Origin of the sequence: Dyadobacter sp. 32, from assembly GCF_902506755.1 — a bacterium.
In the GTDB taxonomy this organism is placed as follows: domain Bacteria; phylum Bacteroidota; class Bacteroidia; order Cytophagales; family Spirosomataceae; genus Dyadobacter.
Genome location: NZ_LR735258.1, coordinates 4262874 through 4275345 on the forward strand (window position 1 = coordinate 4262874; position 12472 = coordinate 4275345).

Genomic DNA, 12472 nt, shown 5'->3' on the forward strand with positions numbered 1-12472 from the left:
GTGTAGGGATAATAACGATATTTGTTACGCACAAATTAACTAAAAAATGAGTAACGAAACCATTATTTTCTCAATGTCGGGGGTTAACAAAATCATTCCCCCCCAGCGACATATCATCAAAAATATTTATTTATCCTTTTTTTATGGTGCAAAAATAGGAGTTTTAGGCTTAAATGGTTCTGGAAAATCCACTCTTCTTCGAGTAATTGCTGGTATTGACAAAGATATTCAGGGCGATGTGGTGTTTTCGCCGGGCTATTCTGTGGGAATGCTGGAACAAGAGCCAAAACTGGATCCTACCAAAACTGTGCGTGAGGTAGTAGAAGAAGGTGTTCAGGAGATTGTAGATCTGCTGAAAGAGTTCGATCAGATCAATGAAGCATTCGGAGATGAGGATGCCGATTTCGACAAACTGCTGGAACGCCAGGGAGAGGTGCAGGAAAAACTGGACGCAACAGACGCCTGGAATCTTGACAATCGGCTCGAGGTAGCCATGGATGCCTTGAGGTGCCCTCCTTCCGACACCCCCATAGCCACTCTTTCCGGTGGTGAAAAGCGCAGGGTTGCATTATGCCGCCTGCTGCTACGGCAACCCGATGTACTTTTGCTGGATGAGCCAACAAACCATTTGGATGCCGAATCGGTACTGTGGCTGGAAGAGCATTTAAGACAATATAAAGGAACTGTAATTGCAGTGACCCACGACAGATATTTCCTTGACAATGTGGCCGGATGGATCCTCGAGCTTGATCGCGGAGAAGGTATTCCCTGGAAAGGAAATTACACATCCTGGCTTGAGCAAAAACAGGAGCGCTTAAGAAAAGAAGAGAAGACAGAATCCAAACGTCAAAAGACCTTACAGCGAGAGCTTGAATGGGTTCGCATGGGAGCAGTAGGTAGGCAGGCAAAATCAAAAGCTCGTTTAGGAGCATACGAACGACTACTTGGCGCGGAAGGTCGAGAAAAGGAAGATAAATTGGAGATATTCATTCCGGCGGGCCCCCGTCTCGGGAGCAAGGTGATCGAAGCACACGATGTTTCAATGGGTTTCGGCGACAAGTTGCTTTACGAAAATCTGAATTTCGCGTTACCGCCCAATGGAATCGTCGGGATTATAGGGCCCAATGGAGCTGGAAAAACAACGCTCTTTAAGCTGATCACCGGCCAGCTAAAACCATTAAAAGGACATTTCGACGTAGGAGATACGGTGCAATGGGCCTACGTGGATCAGGAACATGACAATCTGGATCCCGCCAAATCGGTGTATCAAAACATTGCCGATGGCAACGACTGGATTATGCTGGCAGGCAAACAATCCAACGCCCGGGCATACGTGAGCCGATTCAATTTCGGCGGAGGTGATCAGGAAAAGAAAGTGGGCACCTTGTCGGGCGGGGAGCGTAACCGGGTACACCTGGCCATGACGTTAAAAGAAGGCGGAAATTTGTTACTGCTTGATGAGCCGACCAATGATCTGGACATCAATACACTCCGCGCTTTGGAAGAAGGTTTAGAAAACTTCGCCGGCTGTGCCGTGATCATCAGTCACGATCGCTGGTTCCTGGATCGTGTCGCCACACATATTCTAGCCTTTGAGGGCGATTCACAAGTCTACTGGTTTGAAGGTAATTTTTCGGAATATGAGGAAAACCGTAAAAAGCGCCTTGGAACCGACGCTACGCCGAAAAGAATTAAGTATAAGAAACTGGCATAAAAATTGAAATGCTGACAATAAAAAAGGTTGCCTGAAAATTATTTTGGCAACCTTTTTTTGCGTAGCTCTCAACACATAATAAGTTATCATCCAATGCCTTAAATAGAAAAACGTTCCGCCACCATGGTCGATCTCGGCTCACCGTTTTCCTGCCAGCACAACCTTGCCGAATAAATCCCCTGCGCTATTTTTTTGGGAATATGCATGGCAAATTCCCTTGCTCCGGATTCAGTAAAAGACCTTGTTATCCAGCTACCCCTGACTTCGCGGGTGGCGATCAGAAAAATATTTGCGGGCTCCGAGACACTGGAAATCATCAGATAAACTCCCGATTTCGGAATTTCGGGAGCGTCCGTATGGATCTCAAATTCCAGCACGTTGGTCAGATAGACTCGGTATTCATGGATATTTTCAACTTCTTTAATAGTCATCGTCGCCGATGGTGCGCGCCTCTGAGCATTTATACGCCAGCCTTCTATCAATTTTTCGGAAAAGAAAACAGGAAAACTATAATTGGAATAGAACGCAGTATCTGGATCAGGGTGATTCAGATACTGGTGCAGATACACGCCATTATGCGTATAATTGTAACTATCCGCTTTCAAACCTGAGGTATAAAAATTGACAACCGATTCATACTTGGCATAACTGTATCCTGCTATCAGGAATGACCCAACACAGGTGATCATTGACCAGCGCTGGCTACCAAGGTTTTTGAAAGTTTTAAGCATAAAAAAGTAAAATAACACGATCGTACTCAATGAGTAGACCTGAAATCTTACTCCCATCATGGCCTCGGCACCTTCGCCGGAACGACCAATTGAGATCATAGCCAAACTTGCAAACAATTTTAACAGATTGATATCCGTATAATCCAGATCGAACGGATTCCGAAAAACAAGTCCGTTGGCGGTGCTCCGGGATATAGCAAGCAACTTTAAAATCACAAATCCAGCCACAATCACACTCCCCGCTATGGTGGAGAACATCACCCCATAGCTGTCTGATACTAATTTAGTAAATGACCCTGCAATAGCTAAAAAACTGTGGGCAATAACGAACAATGATTCTGCTGTAAAAGCAAGCTCAGACGCGGACGAAAAAGTAAAATTGGTAAAAAATGCCGCCAGATAAACCGCCGAAAACAGTGCGATCAGTCCTGCAACGTACCATCTTTTTTGGCAAACCAACCAAAAAACACCTACCGGAAGCACACTAAGGCCGTCCAGATTGGTAAGTGAGGCAGCCACCATGAATGGTAGGCTCCAATACCATATCTTCTTCAATTCAGGCCGAAGGAAATACAGGGCGAGTATTGAAAACGCTACTGAAAGCGTATACTGAAATGAGGTTATGCTCCACAAATGGTCGGCATAAACCAGTGGAGAAAATGATAAAATAACTACGGGTAAAAAACTGAATCCGGGTAGATTTTCCGACTTGTAAATAAGAAAAAAACAGTAAACCAGCAGGATCAGATTAAAAAAGCCAAGAAAAATGGCAAGCCTGAAGTCAATAGAACCCTTCACCAGATAAATAAAAAGCATCCCCAATCGCGAAAATGTAACCCTGTGATCATTTTGCTGCCGTATGAGAATGGAGAACAGATCCGATGGCTTTTTTTGTATTAAGTTGATGGAATCGACAATCTCGGCATCATCCATATACGGCATATTTACCGCATGATGAAACAGGTAAATAGCAAACAAGACCACCGGAACAATGAGTCCTGTGATAAAATAATTGTGTTTTCTATCGTTGAGCTTGAACGGCATGAAACAGTTAAGATAGTACAGAGGAGAACCGCCAACTTGAATCCAGTATTTATCGGAAGGGTGGCAAAGAAGCAAGCAGCGTGCTCACAACGTTAAACCGGGTGATCTTATAGTTGTTGAAGAAGAATGATTCGCAGGCGCGAGAAAAAGCCTGCGGACAAGATTATTGTACCATCAAATTTATCGTATAAGGGTGTCGATAACAAGAAAGCCAGGTTTTTATATTCAACAATTTTATTAAACGGCACAAAGCATCTGGCTTGGCATCGGAGATATTCCAGCTTTTACAAAAACACCCCCGCCAGATCAGGACATATCCATAAATGACATACCCAAACTGCAACGGTAATTTTTATACATGAAAGGCCAAACAGCTATCCGGTTGTCAAAAACCAGAGACTGTACGATGGCCCAAAGGGCAATTCTTGCTAACTTCGCTCCGAATCAGTTTGAGATCGTATCATGAGTCAACAATCTTTGCCAAAAAAAATACACTTTATATCGATAGGAGGAAGTGTGATGCACAACCTCGCTATTGAATTACATAGAAAAGGTTACACAATTACCGGCTCCGACGACGAGATCTATGAGCCATCCCGAGGGCGTCTTGCCAATTTTAATCTCCTGCCAGCGGTGATGGGATGGTTCCCCGAAAAGATAACAGCCGAGCTTGATGCCGTAATTTTAGGCATGCATGCACGCGCAGATAATCCTGAATTAAAAGCAGCTCAGGAATTGGGCATAAAAGTCTATTCATACCCGGAGTATATTTTTGAACGAAGCCAGGACAAGCAGCGCGTGGTCATCGCCGGAAGCCACGGTAAAACGACGATTACCTCCATGATACTTCATGTGTTGCAGGCCAACAATAGAGTGTTTAATTATTTGGTAGGCGCACAGATCGAAGGATTTGACTACATGGTGAAACTTGCTGACGAAGCGCCACTCGTCGTGATCGAGGGAGACGAATATTTCACTTCTCCTCTTGATCGTACCCCAAAATTCATGCATTATCAACCACACATTGCTTTAATCAGCGGTATAGCGTGGGATCATTATAATGTTTTCCCTACCTGGGAGGCTTATGTGAAGCAATTTGAGTTGCTTGCCGACTCCATTCCCAAAGCAGGCACCATTATCTATGACGAATCGGATGATATGTTGAACGTAATCGGTCAGAAAGAACGCCCGGATGTGGTCAGTATGCCTTATCTGGCGCACCCTTACCGTGTTGATGCCGGCGGAACAGTTCTCCTGACCCCGGATGGAGAAGTTCCCGTATTGGTTTTTGGTGAACACAATATGAAGAATATCAGCGGGGCAAAGGTTGTTTGTGAAAAACTGGGCATTACCGACGAACAATTTTATGCCGCCATACCTTCTTTTAAAGGAGCTGCGAAAAGACTGGAATTGTTGGGCAGTAACGATACGGTGAGCATATACCGTGATTTTGCCCATGCACCCTCCAAAGTAGAAGCCACTACCGCAGCCGTAAAAGAGCAATTTCCGGATAGGGAACTGATCGCTTGTGCTGAACTACACACATTCAGTAGCCTGAACAAGGTTTTTCTGAAACAGTACCGCCGTAAACTGAATACCGCCGACGTTGCCGTGGTGTATTACAACCCACTGACCCTGGAACACAAACGGATGGAACCTATCTCAGAAGAAGATATCCGTACCGCTTTCAAGCGGGAGGATTTGAATATATTTACAAGTGCAGAGGATCTGGAGGCTTTTTTGAAACAGCAAAACTGGAAAAATGCGAACCTGCTTCTGATGAGCTCCGGGACATTTGGCGAGTTGAACACCGAAAAGCTCGTTGACTTTATTCTTCATCAAAATTAATATCCGGTTTGCCGACAGTCATTTTCGGCAACGCAATATCAATTTAAACATATATTCATGCAATCAATTGTTGTCTATTGCGGAGCGAGTGTGGGGCGTCTGCCGATTTATGGTGATGCAGCCTTTGAGCTTGGCGCTGAGTTGGCAAAACGGAGAATTACCATGATATACGGAGGCGGCAACATGGGCCTTATGGGCCGGGTTGCTGATGGTGCCATGGACAATGGTGGGAATGCCACAGGAATCATCCCTCACTTTCTGGCAAAACTTGAAGTTGCACACAGAACCCTCACCGAGCTGCATTTCGTGGAAACAATGCACGAACGCAAGGCCAAAATGGTAGCGATGTCGGACGGAGTCATTGCACTACCCGGTGGGTTTGGCACGCTGGATGAGCTCTTTGAAATACTTACCTGGTCACAGCTGAAAATTTTCAATGGCCCCATTGGTATTTTGAACGTCAATGGCTTTTATGATATGCTTCTTGCACACCTGGACAAAATGGTTGAGGAAGGATTCCTGACCCCGGAAAACAGGGTTCTTTTGTTGACAGCAGACAACACGACGGACCTCCTTAAAAAAATGGAAGAATTCCACATGAGCACCCGAGGAAACGGTCAGCTGGATAGTCCCTCCAATCCTAAGGGACAGGACGGGTTGAGCACAGCAAGAAACAAATAACCTTGATTCAGTAAGGCTTTTGAAGTACTATTGCAGCGTTGGTTATCGTTTAAATCAGACGTCAGTCGAATGTATCCCACTTTGTTTTGAAAGCGGGTATCAATCTATCAAAAATCAATCATCACACCCTCAGACAAAAAAATGCGTATTTCATTAATCCTGGCGCTTTTTTATTTGATTTCCATCAAATCTTGGTCACAGCTCGAAAATCTGGGAAAGACGGTCAACACCGAGTACAACGAAATCGCACCGATCATTTCTCCAGACGGGAAAACCATTTATTTCTCCAGAGTAAGCCACCCTCAGAATACCAATGGGGCAAAAGGAAGCCAGGATATCTGGTTTTCTGAATTGCGCAATGATAAATGGTCGCAAGCCCGACGCCTCCCATCGCCCATTAATAAAGAAGTGTATAATAGTCTTTACAGCATTACACCCGACGGGAACACGCTGCTTATCAAAGGTGCCTACAAAAACGGCGTTTATGAAACCAGGGGTTTTTCGACCAGCAAAAAAACAGCCCGGGGATGGTCCGCACCAAACAAAATAGATATCCCCGGGTATGCCAAAACCAGTAAGGGTCAGTTTGACTGCGGTTTCCTTTCCAATGACGGCAAGGTTCTGGTGATGTCGTTCAGCGAAAAAAAGAATAGCAAGGTGGACAACCTCTACGTGAGTTTTAAACAAAAAAACGGAACCTGGTCAAAACCGGAAGACCTTGGAAAAGAAATAAATACTGAAGAATTTACCGAAACCACACCATTTCTGGCACCCGATGGCGTGACGCTATACTTCTCGAGTGATCGCAAAGGCGGACAAGGGAGCAATGACATTTACTATAGCAAGCGCATAGATAAGTCGTGGAAAAGATGGAGCCGTCCGGTAAATCTTGGATCATCCATTAATACGGACGGTTATGACGCCTATTATACCATCTCTGCCTTGGGCGACTATGCCTATATGGTCTCATTCAAAGACACGGAGGGAAAAGGAGACATTGTACGCTACAATCTTCAGCCCAAGCCCACACCTGGCGATACCGCAAAAGCCCCTGTGGCCGCCTTGCCAGTGGCCGCACCGGTTGCCCTGATCAGTGGTAAGGTGATTGATTCAAAAACCGGCAAACCGGTGGAGGCTACGATCATATACGAAGATATGGAGGACGGCGAGGAAGTAGGAACGGCCACCACCAACCCTACTACGGGTGAATATAAAATTGTACTCCCCAAAGGAAAAAAATACAGTATGCGAGCGGTTGCTCAGAATTTTATAGCCGAAGGAGAAATGGTCGACCTCACAGACTCCACGGCAGATGGCCGGTCCAAAACCTACACGGAGATCAGCAACAAGTCCCTGAAGCTGATTCCCATCGAAGAGGGGCAGATTGTACGGCTTAATAACATTTTCTTTGCAACCGGTAAATCCGACTTACGCCCTGAATCCTTTCCCGAATTGAACCGAATTGCCATTACCATGACCGAGAATAAAACATTGTCTATTGAGCTGGGGGGGCATACTGACAACACCGGTAGTAATGAACTTAACCTGAAATTATCCCAGGACCGGGCCGATTCGGTTCGGGAATATTTGATAAGTAAAGGCATTGAACCGGATCGGGTAGCCAGTAAGGGCTATGGAGAAACTGTTCCGGTCGCTAAAAACGACACGCCCGAAGGTCAGCAGAAGAACCGTCGGGTGGAGTTCAGGATTCTCAAGAAATAATAATCGGATGTTCTCATTGAAATGCCGGACGCCCTACTTTTAGCCGTAGATTTACATCCCAACATAACCCCATGGCTGCGAAACGTTCACCGGCACTCGGTTTCATTTTCATAACACTTTTGATTGACGTGATTGGCCTGGGAATTATCATTCCGGTCATGCCCAAGCTGATCAGTGAGCTCACCGGCGATAGTATCAGCAACGCATCACGCGAGGGAGGCTGGCTTCTGTTTGCCTATGCATTTGTTCAGTTTATATGCGCTCCTATTCTGGGAGGTATCAGCGATCAGTATGGCAGGCGACCCGTTTTACTGGCTTCACTTTTCGGCTTCGGGCTGGATTATATTTTTCTGGCTTTTGCTCCCACACTCGGTTGGTTGTATGTAGGCCGCATCATCGCCGGGATTATGGGTGCCAGTTTTACAACCGGAGCCGCTTACATTGCCGACATCAGCACTCCAGAAAAACGGGCTCAAAACTTTGGTATGCTGGGTGCGGCCTTTGGATTGGGCTTTACATTAAGTCTAATAATTTATTTCACAAACCTTTTTAAGTTCCGAGTTGGGTTTCAGAAAATGGGAAAACATTTTCCAGAAAGCTATTTTTCTGTCTTTTAGTGTTTTGATAAACCTATTGTGAGTTATCTTTTTTCTCATATACCACCAGGCTCTTTCTACCGCATTTAAGTCTGGACTATATGGAGGTAAAAAGAACAGTTCGAGCTTTGGGTTCTTTTCCAGCCAGGCATTTATCCTTTTTGCATGATGGTATGCAACATTATCCAAGACCATAATAATCTTAGGCGCTGTCTTGTAGGTTCGCAACACCTTTTTCAAGTGCTTCTTGAAACTATAGCTATTGCCCCTATCTGCAAAACTTACTGTAATTTGGCCTGTGCCATAATTGTAGCTACCAAAGACCGTTTGCCTTTCCCGGTTACGTTGCTTACAAACTACTTGTGGTTGAGTGCCTTTTTTTGACCAGCAATAACTCACTGTAGCTGTGTTGGACAATGAGCATTCGTCCTCATAAAGCAATGTGCTCTCAGGGTTTTCCAGAAGTTTTTTTTAAAGCCTCTTTAAATTGATCCTGCTTTACTGCATCTGTTTCAGGAAATATGCCCCTGCCTTTCTGATAAGTGAATCCCAAAGCTTTAATGATGTTGTAGATCTGGGCTTTCTTATAAGTTATTTGATAATTTTTCGCAATCCACTCTATTAGCATAGGGCCCGTCCAGCTGGCACTGTTATAACCATGATTCGTCGGTGATTCTTCTGATAATAAAATACCGATCCGATTTCTTTGAACTTCACTAAGGCGAGCAGTGCGCCCACGACCTTCTTTATCTCGTAAGCCCTCTATGCCCTCTTTTTCAAACCGATGGACCCAGTTGGTTATTTGCTTGAAGCTGGTATTGTATAAATCTTCCAGCTTTCTGCTGGGTTGACCCAACGAAACTTGATATACAGCATACAATCGAATTCCGATCGTATACCTTTCATCATCTCGAAAAAGAGCCTTAATTTCCTCGGGCTTATAATTCCCCACTTTTAATACAGGTCTGGACATGATCTTATCAGTTTGATTCAATCCAAACATACAAAATATATGTGTATTTATTTAATAGACTTTATGTATCATAGGCCCGATTGCTGGTGGTTTGCTAGGCCAGTTTGGCCCAAGAGTCCCCTTTATAGCCGCAGCAGTACTATCACTGCTCAATTGGCTCTATGGCTATTTTATTCTTCCGGAATCCCTGCATGTCGAAAACCGGCGAAAGTTCGACTGGAAGCGAGCCAATCCGATTGGATCGCTAAAATCACTCCAGAGATACCCCGTCATTTATGGATTACTCATATCTCTGGGGCTCCTGTACGTGGCGTTACATGCCGTGCAAAGTAATTGGTCATTTTATGTAATCGAAAAATTCGGATGGAATGAAGCCATGATTGGTTATTCCTTAGGTGCTGTGGGTGTGCTCAGTGCTATTGTACAAGGTTATCTGATCAAACTGATCTTACCTCGTCTTGGACAAGAGCGGGGGGTGTATGTGGGGTTAATTTTGTACGCAACAGGCTTTGTGCTTTATGCACTGGCAAGTTCGGGATGGATGATGTTTGTATTTATGGTACCCTACATACTGGGGAGTATTGCCGGCCCCTCATTACAAGGGATCATCAGCACGCAGGTTCCGCCTAATGAACAAGGCGAACTTCAGGGTGCCCTAACCAGCCTTCAAAGCCTGACCTCGATCATAGGTCCGCCGCTTATGACCAACCTCTTTTACACTTTCACCAAACCCGACGCACCCGTACACTTCGCCGGAGCGCCCATGTTGCTGGCAGCTATTCTTACACTGGCCGGAGCATACCTTGCCAGGCGTAGTCTGAAGAAAACAAATCAGGAAATAAGCGGGGAGCCCGGATGATCGACCAAGCTCTAATGATACAGGAGAACCATAAATAGAAATACGACCAACCATAGCGCATCTACAAAATGCCAGTAACGCGTAACCAATTTAAGCCGAAGTACATTGGGAGGATTTACGCTGTATACAAACGAATCGACGTAGGATCTGTTCTTCCAGGCCTTCAAAAAAAGGACGGTGAGGTATACAACGCCTGCGAGAATATGAAGCAAATGGAGACCCGTGAGAATATATACCAGACCAATGGAGGTATTCTGATTAACAAAAACCTCATTATCAATCATTTCCAACCAACCGCTAATCTGGAGAAGCATAAAGGTAACGCCCAGCGTGAGGGTCGCGCCCAGGAAGAGGCGGTAATGAAGGAAACGCTCCTGCCGAAAAGCCATATTGGCCTCGTGAAGCAAAATACTACTGAATAAAATAACCAGTGTACTTAACCAAAACATATCGGGCAAGGCAATGAAACGATCACTGTTCCCCTCACCCCTCAAAAGATAGGTTACAAAAATCGAGGCAAAAAGCAACGAGCTTCCAATCACTCCCAGCCAAAGCATAAACCCAAACGGCTCACGTCTGCTTGTGAAAGAATTCTCCTGTAATCTGGTGGAGTGTTTAGGACTCATTATCTTCTTTTGGATATTTAGGAAGCGCTATAATAAAGCATCAAGTGAATATAACGACAATTTTTCATCTGCATACATAGTTACAGTAATAAAATTTACAACAGCTCTCCCTGCCAGACTTTATAACTCTTAAATTCTTTTTTTAAATCCGGTTGCTTATCAAAAATACCATATATACTTGATCCAGAGCCCGTCATAGAGGTATATTTAGCCCCGGTTACATACAAGCTTGACTTGATTTCTTGCAAAAGAGGGTATTTTTGAAATAAAGTTGCTTCAAAATCATTGATAACCATACCATTCCAATCCGATACTTGCTGCTTTAAAAGTATACGCAAATCGTGAGCGGGTCGTTGCGGAACCACCCCTGAATAAGCTTCCTGCGTCGAAATGTGTACTCCCGGGTTAACAAGAACAATCCACTTACCGGTTAATCTCAATTCGATCTCCTCAAACTCATCCCCTTTATTGAAACAAAACATGGGCTGGTTACGAATAAAAAAGGCACAGTCGCTCCCAAGTCTGCGTGCGTAATGGATCTGATCCTTTTCTGATATGTTCAAACTAAACAGCTCGTTAAGACCCTTTATGACATAGGCTGCATCGGAGGATCCGCCACCCATTCCCGCACCAATGGGCACGGACTTCAGCAGATGCATATCTACGGGAGCAAAAGCATAATCCTCAGCCAGCAGATTATATGCCTTTACACAAAGGTTTTCATCCGGATTTCCCGGTATTGTTATTCCCGATGTTCGAAACGAAAATCTTTCAGCGGGCAACATTTCCAACGCATCCGACCATCCCACAGGATAAAAGCAGGACTCAATACAATGAAACCCGTCCGGTCTTTTTGCAACAATATTTAAGCCAATATTTATTTTAGCGTTTGGAAATAGCAGCATGGGTATAAAATTCAGACCGCAAATATCGTAACAAACCGCACTATTTTATCCATCAAATTTTCTCAAATGACTCACTCAGAACCAAAGCCCTCAGACAAACCATCGATCACTGGCGTTAGTCTGATGGAATTAGGGTCAAAGGAAAAACAGCTTACTCACCAGGTGGCGAAAGTTATTTTTTAACATTCGTAAAATTATTCCAGCTAAATAAGCCCGACCTTTGGGGAAAAAGAGCGCACCATATCCATCTGCTGCTCTGTAAATGTTCATATAACCTCAAAATAACATGGCCTGGGTATTTCTTATCATCGCCGGACTCTTCGAAGTAGGCTTCACCACCAGTCTTAAACTTTCGGACAACTTCTCAAACTGGAAGTGGAGCACTGCATTTTTTATCTGTATTACGGTAAGTTTCCTCTTGTTAAATAAAGCCATTCAAACCATCCCTATGGGAACCGCCTATGCCGTCTGGACCGGTATTGGAGCAGTGGGAACCGTAATTGTTGGTATTTTTTTATACAAGGAACCGACGGATGCCTGGCGAATTTTCTTCCTGTTTCTGTTGATTGGCTCCATTATGGGACTAAAATTCGTGTCAAAATGAGTGCTTCCAGCCACACATCTTGCGCGCAGGCTCCGCATGTGTGGTATTTGACCCGTCCTCTCTCTACTATTTATGGTCGGACATACCCGCAGCTCGACATTTTCAAATATCCGCAACACGACCATAAGACGGAACACGAACAGATTAAAATAAAAAAAGCCGGAAAAGC

The 12472-nt window shown here is 44.6% G+C and carries 11 protein-coding genes and 1 pseudogene; 7 read left to right on the top strand and 5 right to left on the bottom strand.

Annotated elements, in window-relative coordinates; all coding sequences use genetic code 11:
• Window positions 1–46: 46 nt before the first annotated feature.
• Window positions 47–1714 carry an energy-dependent translational throttle protein EttA gene (gene ettA, locus DYADSP32_RS17210; RefSeq protein WP_149241590.1) on the top strand — a complete coding sequence of 556 codons (1668 nt, stop codon included), beginning with the start codon at window positions 47–49 and terminating at the stop codon, window positions 1712–1714.
• A 98-nt stretch (window positions 1715–1812) separates the two neighbouring features.
• Here the strand turns inward: ettA and DYADSP32_RS17215 are convergent, their stop codons facing one another.
• Window positions 1813–3489, bottom strand: a complete 1677-nt coding sequence (locus tag DYADSP32_RS17215; protein ID WP_149241589.1) for a hypothetical protein — start codon at window positions 3487–3489, stop codon at window positions 1813–1815.
• A 477-nt stretch (window positions 3490–3966) separates the two neighbouring features.
• Here DYADSP32_RS17215 and DYADSP32_RS17220 point away from each other — a divergent pair, with 477 nt between their 5' ends.
• The 4 genes and pseudogenes from DYADSP32_RS17220 to DYADSP32_RS17235 form a co-directional block, all read left to right on the top strand.
• A complete protein-coding gene (locus DYADSP32_RS17220; RefSeq protein WP_414617862.1) occupies window positions 3967–5337 on the top strand; it encodes a UDP-N-acetylmuramate--L-alanine ligase in 1371 nt (456 codons plus the stop codon).
• A gap of 57 nt (window positions 5338–5394) precedes the next feature.
• Window positions 5395–6018, top strand: coding sequence for a TIGR00730 family Rossman fold protein (locus DYADSP32_RS17225; RefSeq protein WP_149241587.1), 624 nt, complete (start codon window positions 5395–5397; stop codon window positions 6016–6018).
• A gap of 141 nt (window positions 6019–6159) precedes the next feature.
• Window positions 6160–7740 (top strand): OmpA family protein, encoded by a 1581-nt coding sequence (locus DYADSP32_RS17230; protein WP_149241586.1) that lies wholly within the window; start codon window positions 6160–6162, stop codon window positions 7738–7740.
• Window positions 7741–7811: 71 nt separating this feature from the next.
• Window positions 7812–8261: pseudogene (locus DYADSP32_RS17235) on the top strand (MFS transporter); the annotation flags it as partial.
• 3 nt (window positions 8262–8264) lie between these two features.
• Here DYADSP32_RS17235 and DYADSP32_RS17240 read toward each other — a convergent pair.
• Window positions 8265–8735 carry an IS630 family transposase gene (locus DYADSP32_RS17240; protein ID WP_414617863.1) on the bottom strand — a complete coding sequence of 157 codons (471 nt, stop codon included), beginning with the start codon at window positions 8733–8735 and terminating at the stop codon, window positions 8265–8267.
• A gap of 49 nt (window positions 8736–8784) precedes the next feature.
• Window positions 8785–9309 carry a helix-turn-helix domain-containing protein gene (locus tag DYADSP32_RS17245; RefSeq protein ID WP_149241584.1) on the bottom strand — a complete coding sequence of 175 codons (525 nt, stop codon included), beginning with the start codon at window positions 9307–9309 and terminating at the stop codon, window positions 8785–8787.
• Between the two features lie 79 nt (window positions 9310–9388).
• On the opposite strand from DYADSP32_RS17245, the gene DYADSP32_RS17250 reads away from it, so the two are divergent.
• Entirely contained in the window at window positions 9389–10168 is a 780-nt protein-coding gene (locus tag DYADSP32_RS17250; protein WP_414618169.1) for an MFS transporter, read from the top strand.
• An 11-nt stretch (window positions 10169–10179) separates the two neighbouring features.
• Here DYADSP32_RS17250 and DYADSP32_RS17255 read toward each other — a convergent pair whose 3' ends face one another.
• Complete coding sequence (locus tag DYADSP32_RS17255; RefSeq protein WP_149241582.1) at window positions 10180–10794, bottom strand: cytochrome c oxidase subunit 3; 615 nt, start codon at window positions 10792–10794, stop codon at window positions 10180–10182.
• Between the two features lie 95 nt (window positions 10795–10889).
• Window positions 10890–11699 carry a 4-(cytidine 5'-diphospho)-2-C-methyl-D-erythritol kinase gene (gene ispE, locus DYADSP32_RS17260; RefSeq protein WP_149241581.1) on the bottom strand — a complete coding sequence of 270 codons (810 nt, stop codon included), beginning with the start codon at window positions 11697–11699 and terminating at the stop codon, window positions 10890–10892.
• Window positions 11700–11985: 286 nt separating this feature from the next.
• On the opposite strand from ispE, the gene DYADSP32_RS17265 reads away from it, so the two are divergent.
• Window positions 11986–12303 (top strand): DMT family transporter, encoded by a 318-nt coding sequence (locus DYADSP32_RS17265; RefSeq protein WP_149241580.1) that lies wholly within the window; start codon window positions 11986–11988, stop codon window positions 12301–12303.
• The last annotated feature ends 169 nt before the right edge of the window (window positions 12304–12472 follow it).